Below are 16,073 nucleotides of genomic sequence, written 5' to 3'. Positions count from 1 at the left end.
CGGCGTCTCGGCTCCAGCCGCACGGCCGCGGCGTACTGGATCCCAGCCTTCGCGGGGATGACTGCGTCAATCGAGGAGACACCGACATGGTGACCTTCTACGGCAAGACCTTCCCCTCCCGCCTCCTGATCGGCAGCGCGCTCTATCCCTCGCCTGCGATCATGCAGTCGGCGATCCGCGCCTCCGGCTCGAACATCGTCACGGTGTCGCTGCGGCGCGAATCCGCCGGCGGCAAGACCGGCGATGCGTTCTGGAATCTGATCCGCGAGCTCGACGTCACCGTGCTGCCGAACACCGCCGGCTGCCGCAGCGTGCGCGAGGCGGTGACCACCGCCAAGCTCGCACGCGAATTGTTTGGCACGAGCTGGATCAAGCTCGAAGTCATCGCCGACAACGACACGCTGCAGCCCGACGTTGTCGGCTTGGTCGAAGCCGCCACCATCCTGATCAAGGACGGCTTTGAGGTGTTCCCCTATTGCACCGAGGATCTTTCGGTTGCGAACCGCTTGGTCGATGCCGGCTGCAAGGTGGTGATGCCGTGGGCGGCGCCGATCGGCAGCGCAAAAGGCATCACCAACCGTGACGCGCTCAAGCTGATGCGCGAGCGGCTGCCCGATATCACGCTGGTGGTCGACGCCGGCATCGGCGCGCCGTCGCATGCGGCCGAAGCGCTCGAGCTCGGCTACGACGCCGTGCTGCTCAACACCGCCATCGCCAAAGCCGCCGATCCCGTCGCCATGGCCAACGCCTTCCGCCTCGGTATCGAGGCCGGCCGCACCGCTTACGAAGCCGGGCTGATGAACGCCCGCGATTTCGCCTCCCCCTCCACCCCTGTCGTTGGGACACCGTTCTGGCATGCCGTATCCTGATCGCTTTTATCCCGTCGTCGACAGCCTCGCCTGGGTCGAGCGCCTGACCAAGCTCGGCGTCGGCACCATCCAGCTGCGCGCAAAGGACCTCGACGACTCCCAGTCGCTCCAGATCGTCACCGATGCGCTCGCGATCACCGCGGGCACGCAGGCCAAGCTCGTCGTCAATGACTATTGGCGCGCGGCGATCGTCGCCGGCGCGAAATATCTGCATCTCGGCCAAGAGGACCTGGCGGACGCCGACCTCGCTGCCATCCGTGAGGCCGGCCTGTCGCTCGGCGTCTCCACTCATGACGAGGACGAGCTGGACACCGCGCTCGCGGCCGAGCCCGATTATGTCGCGCTGGGTCCGATCTTCTTCACCACGCTCAAATCGATGCGCTTCGAGCCGCAGGGCATTCCGAAGATAACGGAATGGAAGAAGCGCATCGGCAATATCCCGCTGGTCGCGATCGGCGGCATCAAGTTCGAGCACGCCGCGGAGATCTTTGCCGCGGGCGCAGATTCCATCGCCGTCGTTTCCGACGTCACCCAGAATGCCGACCCGGATGCGCGGGTGCGGCAATGGCTCGGCCTGTCCAAGGAGGCCGCATGATGCTTCACCTCCCAGGCCATCCACACACTCCGTCGTCATCGCCCGGCTTGACCGGGCGATCCAGTACGCCGCGGCTTCTCGGCTTGAGCCGCACCGTCTCGGAGTACTGGATCCCCGCCTTCGCGGGGATGACAGTCGCAATTGACGCACGCGCAACGACATCAACGAACTCAAGGAGGATCCCATGAACATCCGCTCCAACCCCGACAAGACTGTCCCCGCCGTCACCACCGGCCCGCTGCCCTCGTCGCGAAAAATCTTCGCCTCGCCCGATGCCGCGCCCGACCTGCGCGTGCCGCTGCGCGAGATCATCCTGTCCGAAGGCGCCGGCGAGCCGAACCTGCCGGTCTACGACACCTCCGGCCCCTACACCGACCCGAGCGTGACCATCGACGTCAACGCCGGTCTCGCGCGCGGCCGCAAGGCCTGGGTGCTGGAGCGCGGCGGCGTCGAGGAATATCAGGGCCGGCAGATCAAGCCGGAGGACAATGGCAGCGTCTCCACCGACAAGGCCGCGCGCGCCTTCTCGGCCTATCACCAGCCGCTGCGCGGCCTCGACGGCCACAAGATCACGCAGCTCGAATTCGCCCGCGCCGGCATCATCACCAAGGAGATGATCTACGTCGCCGCGCGCGAAAACCTCGGCCGCAAAGAGCAGCTCGAGCGTGCGGAAGCAGCCCTTGCCGACGGCGAAAGCTTTGGCGCGGAAGTCCCCGCGTTCATCACCCCGGAGTTCGTCCGCAGCGAGATCGCGCGCGGCCGCGCCATCATCCCCTGCAACATCAATCACAGCGAACTCGAGCCGATGATCATCGGCCGCAACTTCCTCACCAAGATCAACGCCAATATCGGCAATTCGGCGGTGACGTCGTCGGTCGAGGAAGAGGTCGAGAAGATGGTGTGGGCGATCCGCTGGGGCGCCGACACCGTGATGGACCTCTCGACGGGCCGCAACATCCACACCACCCGCGAATGGATTTTGCGCAACGCGCCGGTGCCGATCGGGACCGTTCCGATTTATCAGGCGCTGGAGAAGTGCGACGGCGATCCGGTCAAGCTGACCTGGGAGCTCTACAAGGACACGCTGATCGAGCAGTGCGAGCAGGGCGTCGACTATTTCACCATCCACGCCGGCGTGCGCCTGCAATACATCCACCTCACCGCCAACCGCGTCACCGGCATCGTCAGCCGCGGTGGCTCGATCATGGCGAAGTGGTGCCTGGCGCATCACAAGGAAAGCTTCCTCTACACCCATTTCGACGAGATCTGCGATCTCATGCGCAAGTATGACGTCTCGTTCTCGCTCGGCGACGGCCTGCGTCCGGGCTCGATCGCCGACGCCAACGACCGCGCGCAGTTCGCCGAGTTGGAGACGCTCGGAGAACTCACGAAGATCGCGTGGGACAAGGGCTGCCAGGTCATGATCGAGGGTCCCGGCCACGTGCCGATGCACAAGATCAAGATCAACATGGACAAGCAGCTCAAGGAGTGCGGCGAGGCGCCGTTCTACACCCTCGGGCCCCTGACCACCGACATCGCGCCGGGCTACGACCACATCACCTCAGGCATCGGCGCGGCCATGATCGGCTGGTTCGGCTGCGCCATGCTCTGCTACGTCACGCCAAAGGAGCATCTTGGGCTACCCGACCGCAATGACGTCAAGGTCGGCGTCATCACCTACAAGATCGCCGCCCACGCCTCCGATCTGGCCAAGGGTCACCCGGCCGCCCAGCTGCGCGACGACGCGCTGTCCCGCGCCCGTTTCGACTTCCGCTGGAGCGACCAGTTCAACCTCGGCCTCGATCCCGAGACCGCAAAGAACTTCCACGACGAGACCCTGCCGAAGGAAGCCCACAAGGTCGCGCATTTCTGCTCGATGTGCGGTCCAAAATTCTGCTCGATGAAGATCACGCAGGACGTGCGGGACTATGCGGCGACGCTGAACGATCCCAACGGCGTGGGGATGTCGATGAGCGGGACGGCCGAAGACGGCATGAAGCAGATGAGCGCGAAGTTCAAGGAGATGGGCGAGAGCTTGTATCTCGATGCGGAGAAGGTGAAGGAGAGCAATCGGGTGTTGTGAGGGGCGCCCGTGCGAATTCTGGGGGCGACGGTCGTCGCCCCCAAAGTTGGAAACGCAATACGAACAGCCCATGCGGTTTGAAATACTACCAGGACTACCACCGTACGGACCTCCGGCCATCTCTTTAACCGGGCGCGGTGAGCGCGAATTTCGGGAAGGTTTGGTAGTCCGCTTCTATCCCAACGATTCCGATCCATGGATCGGCAATTTCGTGGGAGGCATCTTCGATTACACGACTGTGCTCGATCATCCCAACGGAAGAGACGTGATCGTTGTCGCTCGCGGCGATACTTGCATTATCGATCCGGAACACCACGCCGTTCGAGATCGCATTGCAAGTGACACTGCGCGTGCAATTGCCGTACCGGCTCTTGGATTAGTCGTTTTCCAAGGGTCGGTCGATTTCAGCGCAATTCGGTCAGATAATTTGCGATGGAATAGTCCGCAGATTTCGTGGGATGGCTTCCGCAAGATAAATGTTCAAGAAACCATGCTCACCGGCGAGGCATGGTCTCCCATTGGAGACTCTTGGATATCATTCAGCCTCGATCTTTTGACAGGACACTGCACCAACGGAATTTATGAACTAGAAGCGGCTCGGGCGTTGCGTGTGACGCGCAAATCGGACTAACGCCAGCAAGCGTAGCCCGGATGAGCGCAGCGACATCCGGGTCTTTGCCATCCCGCATATCGCTCCGCTCATGCGGGCTACAGCCGCGGATAATTGACGTGCCCGATACATTCCCCCACCGCCTCCCGGATCAACTCCGCCCCAATCTCCGCCTCGTCTTCGTCGGCACCGCCGCCAGCACGCGCTCGGCCGAGCTCGGGCACTACTACGCCCATCCCGGCAACCGCTTCTGGCGTGCGATCGATGAGGCCGGGATCACGCCGCGGCGCTATCAGCCGGGCGAGTTCGCAAGCTTGCTCGAGCTCGGGATCGGCTTCACCGATCTGTCCAAGTCGGGCGCCGGGATGGATCACCAGATCGCGGCTGAGACGATCGACGTGCCGGGATTCAGGGCCAAGATCGAGAAGTATCGCCCGAGGACTATTGCGTTCACGAGCAAGAAGGCCGCGAGCTTGTTTTATGGCAGGCCGTCGAGCGTGATTGCGCTGGGGCGGCAGAAGCGCGATGAGATTTTGCCTGAGGTGTTCGTGCTGCCCTCGCCGTCGGGCGCGGCGTCCGGGCATTGGACATTGGAGCCGTGGCACGATTTGGCCGAGTGGATCGGCAAGCTTCAGGAAAACGATCTCAACACCGGTTGATACGTTTTGAGACTCACATCGTACCCCGCTTCCCAAGGAAACCGTCCCTCGCGATCCGGCCATACGATCTGAAGGCAGGGAAACGGCCACAGCAATCTTGCATAGAACCAGATCGCCGTGCCGAGATAGGCTTCATAGGCCCTGAGCGGCACCTCGACGAAGCAGACCTTACGCTCGAGCGGAAGGTCGTCGCAAACGTCGCCCGCGACGTAGCGCCGTCCCGCTGCGGCTCGGTCGCGAACGGCGTTGATGACGGCGCAAGCGTCCTTGGAGTCGAGCCCGAACAAGACGAGTTCGGCGTGCGCGTAGTTGAGGTAGAGGCCAATCGAGAAAACATAAGCGGGGGTCTGCGCCGCAGCGGCGATGCCCATCAGATGGCAGCCGTGTTCCCGAACATTGCGGAACAGTATCTCGTCGGGAGCCCCGTCCGGCTCGGGCCATACGAAACTATCCAGCATGGGCAGGTCTCGGATCTGGGGTTCGCGGGGTGGGTGAGCGCAGCGTAACCCACCACCTCGCGTCTGCAAACTACATCCTTCAGCCCCTCACCCCGCATACGCCCTATCCAGATCCACAATCACGATCTTCCTCATCTGCATCATCGCCTGCATGACACGGTTCGCCTTGCTGCGGTCGGGATCGCCGAGGTAGCGGCCGAGCGCTGATGGGATCACCTGCCAGGACAGGCCGAACTTGTCCTTGAGCCAGCCGCAGCGGGATTCCTCGCCGCCGTCGGCGGTGAGCCTGTCCCAGAAATAGTCGACTTCCGCCTGCGTCTCCACGCTGACGAAGAACGACACCGCTTCGTTGAACTTGTATTGCGGCCCGCCATTGAGCGCGTTGAAGCGCTGGCCTTCGAGCTCGAACACCGCCATGAAGTCGCTGACGGTCTCAACCTTGGCGTTGGGGAACACCGATTTGTAGAAGGCGACGGCCTCCGGCACGTTGTTGTCGAACCAGAGAAACGGCGTGATGGAGGTCATGAACGGATATCCTTTTGCCTCGGGCGGGCGCGCGGCGGCGCGCCGATGTTCCAAGGACGAGGCTGCGCGGGACGTTCCGACATGAGACGTGGAATTTTTCAACCCCGACAGTGCGCGAGCAAAAAACGAGATAATCTGTCGGAATCCGCGCCGGTCGTTCGTCCTCTGGACGCAAAGCGCTGAACCGAACACCTCGCTGGCATCGTGATCTGTGAGGGGCGCGCTGCCACAAACCTCGTCATTGTGAGGAGCCCTTGCGACGAGCAATCCAGACTGTCTCCTCGGTTGTAGTCTGGATTGCTTCGCTGCGCTCGCAATGACGACGAATGGAGACCTCCCATGCCCCCCACCATCACCGGCTTCGCCAACTCGCCCGACCGCGGCCGCGGACAGGCCCGCGACATGCGGGTGCGCTGGGCGCTCGAGGAGGTCGGCCAGCCTTACGACGTGCGTCTGGTTTCGTTCGAGGACATGAAGGCGCCCGCGCATCTCTCCCTGCATCCGTTCGGGCAGATTCCGACCTATGAGGACGGCGATCTCGCCTTGTTCGAGTCCGGCGCCATCGTGCTCCATATCGCCGAGCGCCATGCCGGGCTGCTGCCTGACGACGCCAACGCCCGGGTCCGCGCGATCGCGTGGATGTTTGCCGCGCTGAGCACGCTGGAGCCGCCGACCGTCGAGCTCGGGATGGCCATGCTGTTCGAGCGCGACAAGAGCTGGTACGCGGAGCGGCTGCCCATGCTGCAGGATCGCGTCCGTGTCAGGCTCGGCGAATTGTCCCGCCGCCTCGGCGATGCCGACTGGCTCGACGGTGCGTTCAGCGCCGGCGATCTCATGATGGTGACGGTGCTGCGCCGGTTGAACGCGTCAGGCCTGCTGGACGAATATCCAGAAATCGCCGCCTACGTCGCCCGCGGCGAAGCACGGCCCGCTTTCAGGCGCGCGTTCGACGCGCAATTGGCGGTTTTCACCGCCGCATCGAAGGGTTCGCAGGGCAGTTAGCGAAGCGTAACCCGCAGCGCTCTAAAGATCGAAATTGGTCGGCAGCATCACCACGTCACGAATTGTCATGCCGCGCGGCCGCGTCAACATGAACATCACGACCTCGGCCACGTCGCTGGCCTCCAGCAGGCTTCCGGAGTCCCTGGCTTCCTTCAGCTTCTCCGGCGGCCAGTCCGCAAGCAGGGCGCTGATGACCGGACCGGGCGAGATCGAGCCGACGCGGATGCCGTGCTTGAAGACCTGGCGCCGCACCGTCTGGACGAAGCAGTTGACCGCCCATTTGGACGACGCGTAGACCGGCTCCCATGGCGTCGGAAAATGCGCCGCCAGCGAGCTCGTGACGATGATGTCGCCGGTCCCGCGCGCGATCATGTGCGGCAGCACGTCGTGCACGTTCTTCATCACGACGTTGACATTCAAATTCAGCATCCGGTCGATCGCCATGGTGTCGGCATCGACCAGATCGCCACCGACATACGTGCCGGCATTCGCATGCAGGATGTCGAGCTGGCCGGCCTGCTCCAGAACGCGCGGCAGCAGCGTTGCGCAGTCTTTTGGGTCGAGCAGGTCGACCAGCAGCGGCATCACTGCGTCGCCGTGCTTGTCGCAGAGCGCCTTGAGCGCGGCCTCGTCGCGGTCGACCATCACCACGCGCGCGCCCGCGGCCAGCATCGCCTCGGTGCTGGCCAATCCGATGCCCGACGCAGCCCCGGTCACGGCTGCAACCTTGCCTTCCAACTCTTTCGCCATGGGATCCCATCCTGCTGACGTCACCAGGATGCAGAGTGTAGCGATTTCAGGCGGCGTTGTCGGGGACAAACCAGCGCCGCGGGATCACAGCAAGCGGCTGTCGCTCTTCTCAATCAAACCGATACGTCACCCCGAACGTCGCCAGATGCGTTCGCATCGTCACGTCATAGGTGTTGACGGTGGGATTGCGGCTGGCGTCGGTGGCGGATCTCGCGACCGTGAAGGACGAACTGCCGTAGTCGGCATAGCGGTATTCGGCACGCGCCAGCCAATGGCCGAAGAGCGCGGTTTCGATGCCGGCGCCGGCTGTCCACCCTGCTTTTGTGGTCGATCCCGTGATGATCGCCGGCGTCAACCCGAAAACGCTGCAGGTGACGCTGACGCAGGTCGAGGTCAGCTGAACATTCTGCCAGGCCACGCCGCCGGTCGCGTAGAGCAGCGTCCGCGGTGTCACGAGATAGCCAAGCCGGCCCCGCAGGCTGGCGTCCCATTTGGCGCGGACCGCCGTGCTCCCGCCGCGCGACTGGAAATCGGCGAGCGATATGTTGGTGAAGCCTTCGCGCGTGGTGGTGCTGTCGGCAAAGCCAAAATCGACTTCGACCCCCGCGGTCCATTGCGGGGCGAACTGCCAGAGATAGCCGGCATAGGGGTTGACGCGGAACGCGGTGTTGTCCATCGGGCGAATGTTGGCGCGACGCGTCAGATCCTCGGGGAAGCCGGCACGCGATTCGGACGTCGTGATGAGATCGGTGCGCGTGGCGCGCGCACCTAGACCCAAGCCCACATACGCGGCGGTCCAGGACGGCAGGATCGCGGCCTGCGCAGCCAGCGGATGCGAACGGCCGCCGGTGACGGGCTCGCCGAACTTCCAGGCGAGGCCGACGCTTGCGGTGTGCGTCCGCAAGCTCGCGTCGAAATTGTCGACCGTGAGCGCCGGCCCTGCAGTCGCCGTGCGCGTGAAATTGAACGGCGCAGCGCCGAAATCCGCGTAGCGATAGTCGGCGCGCACGAGCCAGTTGCCCCACAGCGCGGTCTCGATGCCGGCACCTAAAGTCCAGCCGGTCCTGGTCGTGGAATTCGAGATCAAATTGGGTGCCAGGCCGTTGCTGGCACAGCTGGCGCTGACGCAGATCAAGGTGACGTCATAGTGCTGCCAGGCGAGGCCGCCGGTGGCATAGACCAGCGTCGCCGGCGTCAGCAGATAACCGGCGCGGCCGCGTAGGCTCGCGTCCCAACCGGCTTTGACTGAAACGCTGTCGATCCCGAAGGTGGACGAGCCGGCCCAGGGCGAGGCGCGAAACCCGGGAAGTGCCGTGGTCTTGTCCCCGAAGCCGACATCGCCTTCGATGCCGACGACCCAGCTGGGTGCCACCTGCCAGTTGAAGCCGGCATAGGGATTGACGCGAAAGCCGGCACCGTCGAACGGCTGGGTCAGCACAGCGCCGGTCAAGTCGCGGGGAACGCCGTCTTGCAGCACTGATGTGGTGGTGAGATCGGCGCTGATCGATCGAAAGCCGAGGCCGAGCCCGGCGTAGAAGCCGGTCCAGGACGAGGCCGCCAGCGGCGGCGCCTTCGTGTATGGTTTTGGCGCGATGTCTGCGGCCTTCGCGGGTGCTACGAGAGCCAGTCCGGCCAAAATTGCCGTGCCACACCGCAGGGCGGCAATCATTCGGCGGGTCGATGAACGTCGCATGTCGGGCCTTGGGTCGCTGCAGGAATGTCGAGCGATTCCATACTGCGAACGGGCGACGCCAATCGTCCTCCGATCGAAGGAGGCGGCGCACAAGGCGCGAGACTGTTGCAAGGGCGTCACTGCGGCGATACGACTTCAGCTTGAGGAGCCCGCCCATGCTGACCCTCTATTCCTATCCAGAACTGTTCGGCGTAGCCGACAACAACGGTTACGGCCTCAAGGTCTATGCTTTCCTGAAGCTCGCGTGCGTGCCGTTTGTGCATGAGCACGTGTTCGATGCCTCCACCGCGCCGCGCGGGCAGCTGCCCTATATCGTGGATGACGGCGAGACCATCGGCGACAGCGAGACCATCATCGCGCACGCGACCGCGAAATACCGCCTCACCATCGATGCGGGGCTTTCACCGGAGCAGCGCCGCACCGATCATTTCGTCACGCGCATGCTCGACGATCTCTACTGGGTGATGTCGTATTCGCGCTGGAAGGACGAGCGCTTCTATCCCGCGTTCCGCGACGCCTTCATCGCGCAACATCCGCAGATCGACGCGGCAGGGTTCGAGAAGGCCAAGGCCTACAACGCGCAGCGCTATCACTACCAGGGCATCGGCCGCTACACGCCCGAGCAGGCCTACGCGCGGGGGCTCGCCGATCTGCAAGTGCTGGCGGAGATCGTGCCGGCGAGCGGCTTCGTCCACGGCCAGGCGCCGACCAGCATCGATGCCGGCATCTACGGCTTCATCGCCAACATCTATTACTTTCCGATCCCGACGCCGCTCAAGTCGTTCGTCGATGCGCAGAAGAATCTCGTCGCGCATTGCGAGCGGATTCATGCAGCGGTAACGGGAGCTTAGCCCGGATGAGCGACAGCGACATCCGGGCTTGAGAGCAGTCGCGCATGTTGCTTACGCTCATGCGGGTTACGAATTGCGGTGATCGCCGTGCTACCGCATCGTGATCGCGAGCCCGCTCAGATCCGCATTCGCCATCAGGCCGACCTGCGTGCCGGACAGCTCGAGCACGGCGCCCTTCTGGTTGGTCAGCACGATGGCGCGGGCGCCGCTGCCCACTGCGATGCCGGCACCGGCGGCGCCGTAGACGCCGGCGATGTCGGAGGGCCGGTTGATGTTGGAGACGCGGCCGCGCAGCACCGTCTTGGAGCCGCCGAAGACGAGGCCGTAGTCGAGACCGCCGGTCGAGAGCGAATAGGCGCGGCCGCGGAAGTTCATCACGCCCGAGCCGCCGGAGCCGCCGATGATCCAGCCTGCCTTGTAGATCGTCAGCACCACGGTGCCGCCGTCGGCCAGCGCCGAGGTCGAGAGGCCGGCCAGCGCGGCGATGCCGACCAGCGCGGCGCGGAAGATTGATGCGAACTTCATGGGGGTCTCCGGGGGGCTATTCTTCAAGGAGGAAAACGAATCAGACGCCGCGAATGTATCCGATGGATCGGGGCGGCAACATGATGGGCTGGGCGTGAGTCGCGGTCTGTAGCAACGCACTCAACTCTCATCGCCCGGTCTAACCGGGCGATCCAGTATTCCAGAGATCGCGGTGGGATACCGAGACGCCGCGGCGTACTGGATGCCCCGGTCGAGCCGGGGCATGACGACGGAGATTGGCGCAACGAGACGCTCACTCGCCACCATGCCATTCTGCCCCTGTTTGCCCGACGGAGCAAATGATATTTTGCTTTTCCCGAAGTCAAAAGGAACATCAATGATTTCCGCCGGATGCCTACCGTGCATGGGGTTGTTTTCGCGTTTTTTGTTGGAGGCGCCCCGACCTGCCGCTACGCTTGCGCTTCCAGCTGTTCACCCGAGGTGATCCATGCCGATCCAGCATTTCGCACCCCCGCCGCACGTCAAGGCGCCGCCGCTGTCCTTCGCCACGCGCGCCGGCGATCTCCTGTTCGTCTCCGGCATTCCCGGCTTCGACGCGAGCGGCGCGCTGCCGGACGGCTTCGAGGCGCAGTTCGCCAACGTCGCCGTCAACATAAAGCGCGTGCTGGCAGAGGCCGGCGCCGAGATCCGCGATCTCGTCAAGGTCAACGTGCTGCTGACCCGCGCCTCCGACGTGGCCGCCATGAACGCGCTCTATGCCGGCGCCTTCGGCCCGCCGCCCTACCCCGCCCGCACCACCTGCGTGGTCCACGCGCTGCCCGATCCGAAGATGCTGATCGAGATCGAGGCCGTGGCGTCGCTGGCCAAGGGGTAGACGTGTGCTCGTCAGGCGATAGTCAAGGGATAAGGGTCGTCCGAACAGCCGACGAACGGCTGACATATCCGTGAACGGTCGCCGCCCCGCTTGCCAGCCGCACCATTTTGCCGCACCAGTTTCCGTCTCACGTTCCCATCAGGAGATATTTCATGCGTCGCGTTCTCGCCCTCTGTGCCGTTGCCGGCATCGCCACCTCCGTGTTCGCCGTGCCGGCCTCCGCGGCGGTCGGCTATTACGTGATCCGCTGGGACAACACCGGCATCTGCCAGGTCTGGAACGAGGACCTGAAGTACAAGCCGTTCCAATGGGGCGTGTCGACCTACAAGGTCGTCAGCAAGCCGCTCCCGACCTTCACGGCCGCCTCGGAGCTCCAGATCAAGCTGCGCGCGGAGCGCCGCTGCACGCTCTAGGCGTGAGGCGACAGACCGGATTTCAAGGGGCGGATCGCGCGAGCGGTCCGTCCTTTTCTTTTTGGACGCGCCATTGGTTTTTCGGCCGACATCGCGCATTTTCCGCGCACGCGCTTTGAACCTGGCCCGTTGGCGGACCTACTCACATCTTGTCGGGGGCGCCCCCCAGCGCCCCGCGCCAACCAGCATCCTTGCCCGCTTGTTTTTGCCCGCTTGTTTTTTCACCTCCTGGCTTTGGAGCCAATCGATGCGCGCGCCGACGACAGCCACGGTTCTGGCCGCATCGCTGCTTCTCGCCGCAACGGCGAACGCACAGGCCCCGCAATCCTTCCGCGTAATCTCGCCGCTGTTCGGCCAGCTTGTCAGCTTCGCGATGCCTTCGAATTTTTCCGCGGTGTTCGAGAACACCAAGGGCGGCCACTACATCCGCGAGGCCGTGCTGAAGGGCGAGACGCCCGAACGCTGGACCGAGATGATCACCGTGACCGGCGAGAAGGGCATGACGACCACTCCCGGTTCATCGCCGGAAAAATTCGCGGGCTCGATCGCAGGCGGTTTCAAATCCGCCTGCCCCGACAGCTTTGCGGCAAGGTCGCTTGGCGCCACCGCGTTCGGCCGCTTCGAAGGTTTCGTCGCCGTGATCGGCTGCGGCCGCGTCGACAGCGGCCCGACCTGGCACAGCGAGACCGCGCTCCTGGTCACGCTGAAGGGTACGACCGACTACTACACGATCCAGTGGGCCGAGCGCGGCCCCGAAAGCGACGAGCCGCCGGTGAACGACGACCGCTGGCAGGCGCGTTTGCGCGCACTCAGCCCGATCGAGCTCTGCGCGATCGTAGCAGGCGAAGCCGCGCCCTATCCGAGCTGCGTGAACAAGAGCTGAGCCCTCACGCGTCCTTGTACGCGCGGGGATGGATCAGGATATCGCGCGCGGCGGCGAGGTCGATGAACGCCTGCGCGCTGCCGCCTTGGTCGGGGTGCATGCCCTTGGCGGCGCGGCGATAGGCCTGGTTGATGTCCTCGCAGGTGAGCTGCACCGCAAGCGGCAGGCCGAGCACCTTGCGGGCGCGATCCTCGCTGGACAATTTTTTCGGCGCAGCATTGCGGCGGCCGAAGCGCGGCGCGGTCAGGTCGTGAACGACATCGAGCACCACGCCGAGACGGCGCCGTGCCGCCAGCGTGACGCTGTGATCGTCATTGTCCACGGCCTGGCGCAGCACCGGAAGCGCCTGCTCGGCGGCCTGACGCAGCATGGTATCGGTGCTCATCCGCGCGATCTCGGCCACGAGCCGTCCGGCCTCGGCCCAATCGGCGCCGTCCGCCGACCGCAGGCGTTCGAGTGCGAGTTTCCAGGATTCAAGCCGTTCCATCATGCGCGCAACGTTTAGCAATCAAGACCAGTATGCCAAGGCCGCCGTTTCCGACCCCTTAATTTCGAGTTAGCCTTTCATGAAACTTAGAAACGAATCCTGAAGGAAATTGTCGCAGCTGCGCGCAGACCCATCGCGGTCGTTACGCCTCCGCCGGATGGGCCGCCAGACCCGGCACGGATCAGTTGAACTGATATGCGAGACCGAAAGTCGCAACGTGGGTGCGCAGTGTGACATCGAAAGTATCGACGGTGTTGCTGGGCGCGAAGTGCGACGTTCGGCTGATTGCGTAAGTCGACGTGCCGAAATCGGCGAAGCGGTATTCGGCGCGCGCCAGCCAGTGATGGCCCAGCGCCGTCTCCAGGCCACCGCCGAGGGTCCAGCCCAGTTTCGTCGTGGAGTTCGTTATCACCGACGGCGATAAATTAAACAAGGTCCGGCAGGGCGCGCTCCCGCAGGTCGAGATCACCTCGTCATGCTGCCACGCCGCACCGCCGCTCGCGAATAGCAGCGTCGCCGGCGTCACCAGGAAGCCGAGACGCGCGCGCAGGCTCGCGTCCCATGTTGACTTCACCACTAGGGAATCGGCGCTCTCGTGGAAGGTGCCGAACGCCGGCGACACCGGATATCCGCTCAGCGTGACGGTCCGGTCGGCAAAGCCGGCGTCGCCCTCGATGCCGGCGACCCATTTGGGCGCGAATTGCCAGTTGACGCCGGCATAGGGACTGGCGCGGAAGGCGGTGCCGTTGAACGGCACGGTGTTCTTCTCGAGCGGGATCAGTGCAACGCCAAACAGTTCCGACGTTGCCGCCGTATCCACCTGCTGCGCGCGGACGCCGAGTCCAAGACCGAGATAGGGGCCGGTCCACGACATCGCGATCGGCGCTGCCTTGGTGATCATCGCTGCCTGCGCTCCTGCCACGATCGGGTCCCCGAACTTGTAGGCCAGGCCGAACGAGGCGGCGTGAGTCTGGATCTTGAGATCGAATTTGTCCGCGGTCGAATTGAAGCCCGAAGCGGGCACGGCGGTCCGAGCAATGGTGAACGGTGTAGCGCCAAAATCAGCGTAGCGATATTCGGCGCGTGCAAACCAATTGCCGCCCAGCGCGGTCTCGATGCCGCCACCGACGGTCCAACCAACCTGGATAGACGATGCGGAAATCACGGCGGGCGAAAACGTAAAGCCGGGACAGTTGGCGCAGTTCGAATTGATGTAGCTACGCTGCCAGGCGATGCCACCGGTCGCATAGGCCAGCGTGGCAGGTGTGAGCAGGAAGCCGAGACGGGCACGCAGGCTGGCGTCCCACTCGGTCTTTACGGTCAGGCTGTCGGGCGGCAAGGCGAAGCGGACGAAGCCGGGGGAGAAGGCCAGCGATTGGCGCGTGGTGGACTGGTCGGCGAAGCCGACATCGCCTTCGAGGCCCGCAATCCATTGCGGCGCCAATTGCCAGTTGAAGCCGCTAAAGGCACTGGTGCGGAAGCCCAGCCCGTCGAAGGACGCGCTTGTCGGCCGGCCGTCCGCCAGATTCTGCGGGGCGCCGGCGACCGTCTCCGATGTCGTCGTGGCGTCGGTGCGCGAACCACGGAAACCAAGCCCAAGACCGGCATAAAATCCGCCCCAGGTCGACGTGACCGCCGATGGGACCTTGTAGGTGGGCGCGGCCCCGATATCCGCCGCCAAGGCAGGCACCGTCGCTACGAACGCGACCAGAGCCGCGCTTCCGCCCCTCAATTTCTTCATGCCCAATACCCCGTCCGCGCGGAATCGCCGCCGCCCCAAATATTCGAGACAGATGTGACGCTGACGGCGCCAAACTTCTTGGACCCAAGCGACGGCGGATCAGACAAGAACGAACTGGCGATGTTCGTGCCGTGCCGTGGCATCTTTGCCACGTCCATCGGAAGTCACCGCGACGCCCGATTGCATAAGGCGTCAGCGCGGCATGGCGTTTCTGCCGCTTCCGTTTTCAACTAGTCTTGCCGGCAACGTTGAAAACCCAGCCAAGGAAACGCCCATGCCTCTCCTCCAAAACCACGTCGCCGTCATCACGGGCGCCGGATCCGGTATCGGCCGGGCCATCGCTTCCGGCTACGCCCGCGAGGGCGCGCATGTGGTGTTGCTCGACGTCAATGCCGACACGGTCGCGGAAGCCGCCGTGGAGATCCGCAAGTCCGGCGGCAAGGCCGAGAGCTTTGCGCTCGACGTGACCAAGCGCGACGACTGCTTTGCGCTCGCCAAGCAAGTCGCCGACAAGGTCGGGCAGGTCTCGATCCTCGTCAACAATGCCGGCATCACCCGCCGCAACGCCTTCACCGCGGAGCCGGAGACAGTGGCGAAGGACTGGAACGACATCATCTCGCTCAACCTCAACGGCGTCTTCAACATGACGCAGGCGTTCCTCAGCCCCTTGCGCGCAGCCAAGGGCCGCATCGTCAATATCGGCTCGATTCAGTCGTTCGTGCATCTGCGCACGCCGAGCTCGGCGGCCTACACCACCTCGAAGCACGGCGTGCTCGGCTTCACCAAGGCGCTCGCGGTCGAGCTCGGCAAGGAGGGCGTGCGCGTCAATGCGATCGGGCCGGGCTTCATCGAGACCAATATCAACGCCAATGTGCGCGCGACGAATCCGGTGCTGGTGCAGGCCTTCGTCGATCACACCCCGCTGGCGCGCACCGGCAAGCCCGAGGACATCGTGGGTCCCGCGATCTTCCTTGCGTCGGAAATGTCGGCCTACGTCACGGGAACGATCGTGATGGTGGACGGCGGATACCGGACGGTGTGAGCGGGGTGATGCCCGCTCCGTAACGCAGGGTATGCTCGCAGGAATATGCAAT

18 protein-coding genes are annotated in these 16,073 nt (G+C 64.2%); 11 read left to right on the top strand and 7 right to left on the bottom strand.

Translation table 11 applies throughout. From position 1 onward, the window contains the following. Positions 1 to 86 precede the first annotated feature (86 nt). From IVB40_RS06250 to IVB40_RS06230, 5 genes are all read left to right on the top strand, one after another. The gene (locus IVB40_RS06250; RefSeq protein ID WP_247818372.1) at positions 87 to 869 is read left to right on the top strand and encodes a thiazole synthase; all 783 of its coding nucleotides are present in this window, start codon (positions 87 to 89) and stop codon (positions 867 to 869) included. Continuing rightward, on the top strand, positions 856 to 1,464 hold the full coding sequence (locus IVB40_RS06245) for a thiamine phosphate synthase (RefSeq protein WP_247818371.1): 609 nt from the start codon (positions 856 to 858) through the stop codon (positions 1,462 to 1,464). Before IVB40_RS06250 ends, IVB40_RS06245 begins: the two co-directional genes overlap by 14 nt. Before the next feature lie 184 nt (positions 1,465 to 1,648). Next, on the top strand, positions 1,649 to 3,547 hold the full coding sequence (gene thiC, locus IVB40_RS06240; protein WP_247358571.1) for a phosphomethylpyrimidine synthase ThiC: 1,899 nt from the start codon (positions 1,649 to 1,651) through the stop codon (positions 3,545 to 3,547). Positions 3,548 to 3,617: 70 nt separating this feature from the next. Beyond that, positions 3,618 to 4,178 carry a hypothetical protein gene (locus IVB40_RS06235; protein ID WP_247430900.1) on the top strand — a complete coding sequence of 187 codons (561 nt, stop codon included), beginning with the start codon at positions 3,618 to 3,620 and terminating at the stop codon, positions 4,176 to 4,178. Between the two features lie 98 nt (positions 4,179 to 4,276). Further along, positions 4,277 to 4,816, top strand: a complete 540-nt coding sequence (locus IVB40_RS06230; RefSeq protein ID WP_247359179.1) for a mismatch-specific DNA-glycosylase — start codon at positions 4,277 to 4,279, stop codon at positions 4,814 to 4,816. Here the strand turns inward: IVB40_RS06230 and IVB40_RS06225 are convergent. Together IVB40_RS06225 and IVB40_RS06220 are read right to left on the bottom strand one after the other, a co-directional pair. Further along, a complete protein-coding gene (locus IVB40_RS06225; RefSeq protein ID WP_247430904.1) occupies positions 4,789 to 5,274 on the bottom strand; it encodes a DUF4262 domain-containing protein in 486 nt (161 codons plus the stop codon). The two genes, IVB40_RS06230 and IVB40_RS06225, sit on opposite strands and share 28 nt — an antisense overlap. An 87-nt stretch (positions 5,275 to 5,361) precedes the next feature. Then, entirely contained in the window at positions 5,362 to 5,799 is a 438-nt protein-coding gene (locus IVB40_RS06220; protein WP_247358565.1) for a VOC family protein, read from the bottom strand. Positions 5,800 to 6,138: 339 nt separating this feature from the next. On the opposite strand from IVB40_RS06220, the gene IVB40_RS06215 reads away from it, so the two are divergent. Beyond that, on the top strand, positions 6,139 to 6,801 hold the full coding sequence (locus tag IVB40_RS06215) for a glutathione S-transferase family protein (RefSeq protein WP_247430907.1): 663 nt from the start codon (positions 6,139 to 6,141) through the stop codon (positions 6,799 to 6,801). Positions 6,802 to 6,822: 21 nt separating this feature from the next. Here the strand turns inward: IVB40_RS06215 and IVB40_RS06210 are convergent, their stop codons facing one another. Both IVB40_RS06210 and IVB40_RS06205 read right to left on the bottom strand, forming a co-directional pair. Then, a complete protein-coding gene (locus IVB40_RS06210; RefSeq protein WP_247818370.1) occupies positions 6,823 to 7,551 on the bottom strand; it encodes an SDR family oxidoreductase in 729 nt (242 codons plus the stop codon). A gap of 109 nt (positions 7,552 to 7,660) precedes the next feature. Further along, the gene (locus tag IVB40_RS06205) at positions 7,661 to 9,187 is read right to left on the bottom strand and encodes an outer membrane beta-barrel protein (protein WP_247818369.1); all 1,527 of its coding nucleotides are present in this window, start codon (positions 9,185 to 9,187) and stop codon (positions 7,661 to 7,663) included. A 212-nt stretch (positions 9,188 to 9,399) separates the two neighbouring features. Here IVB40_RS06205 and IVB40_RS06200 point away from each other — a divergent pair, with 212 nt between their 5' ends. After that, positions 9,400 to 10,095: a glutathione S-transferase family protein gene (locus IVB40_RS06200; RefSeq protein ID WP_247818368.1), complete on the top strand. Its 696-nt coding sequence runs from the start codon at positions 9,400 to 9,402 to the stop codon at positions 10,093 to 10,095. A 90-nt stretch (positions 10,096 to 10,185) separates the two neighbouring features. On the opposite strand, the gene IVB40_RS06195 is transcribed toward IVB40_RS06200, so the two are convergent. Continuing rightward, complete coding sequence (locus tag IVB40_RS06195; RefSeq protein ID WP_247818367.1) at positions 10,186 to 10,620, bottom strand: hypothetical protein; 435 nt, start codon at positions 10,618 to 10,620, stop codon at positions 10,186 to 10,188. A 448-nt stretch (positions 10,621 to 11,068) separates the two neighbouring features. Here IVB40_RS06195 and IVB40_RS06190 point away from each other — a divergent pair, with 448 nt between their 5' ends. The 3 genes from IVB40_RS06190 to IVB40_RS06180 all read left to right on the top strand — a co-directional run bounded on the left by IVB40_RS06190 (position 11,069) and on the right by IVB40_RS06180 (position 12,751). Continuing rightward, complete coding sequence (locus IVB40_RS06190) at positions 11,069 to 11,455, top strand: RidA family protein (RefSeq protein ID WP_247287926.1); 387 nt, start codon at positions 11,069 to 11,071, stop codon at positions 11,453 to 11,455. Between the two features lie 152 nt (positions 11,456 to 11,607). Continuing rightward, complete coding sequence (locus IVB40_RS06185) at positions 11,608 to 11,868, top strand: hypothetical protein (protein WP_007613673.1); 261 nt, start codon at positions 11,608 to 11,610, stop codon at positions 11,866 to 11,868. Positions 11,869 to 12,115: 247 nt separating this feature from the next. Beyond that, the gene (locus tag IVB40_RS06180; RefSeq protein WP_247818366.1) at positions 12,116 to 12,751 is read left to right on the top strand and encodes a hypothetical protein; all 636 of its coding nucleotides are present in this window, start codon (positions 12,116 to 12,118) and stop codon (positions 12,749 to 12,751) included. Between the two features lie 4 nt (positions 12,752 to 12,755). On the opposite strand, the gene IVB40_RS06175 is transcribed toward IVB40_RS06180, so the two are convergent. Together IVB40_RS06175 and IVB40_RS06170 are read right to left on the bottom strand one after the other, a co-directional pair. Beyond that, complete coding sequence (locus tag IVB40_RS06175) at positions 12,756 to 13,241, bottom strand: J domain-containing protein (RefSeq protein WP_247287924.1); 486 nt, start codon at positions 13,239 to 13,241, stop codon at positions 12,756 to 12,758. A 178-nt stretch (positions 13,242 to 13,419) separates the two neighbouring features. After that, positions 13,420 to 14,979 carry an outer membrane beta-barrel protein gene (locus IVB40_RS06170; protein WP_247818365.1) on the bottom strand — a complete coding sequence of 520 codons (1,560 nt, stop codon included), beginning with the start codon at positions 14,977 to 14,979 and terminating at the stop codon, positions 13,420 to 13,422. Positions 14,980 to 15,253: 274 nt separating this feature from the next. On the opposite strand from IVB40_RS06170, the gene IVB40_RS06165 reads away from it, so the two are divergent. Continuing rightward, positions 15,254 to 16,021, top strand: coding sequence for an SDR family oxidoreductase (locus IVB40_RS06165; protein ID WP_247818364.1), 768 nt, complete (start codon positions 15,254 to 15,256; stop codon positions 16,019 to 16,021). Positions 16,022 to 16,073: the final 52 nt, after the last annotated feature.

Source organism: Bradyrhizobium sp. 40 (genome assembly GCF_023100925.1).
Lineage (GTDB): Bacteria > Pseudomonadota > Alphaproteobacteria > Rhizobiales > Xanthobacteraceae > Bradyrhizobium.
Note: the sequence above shows the minus strand (reverse complement) of the source record. Positions and strands in the feature narration are given on the sequence as shown.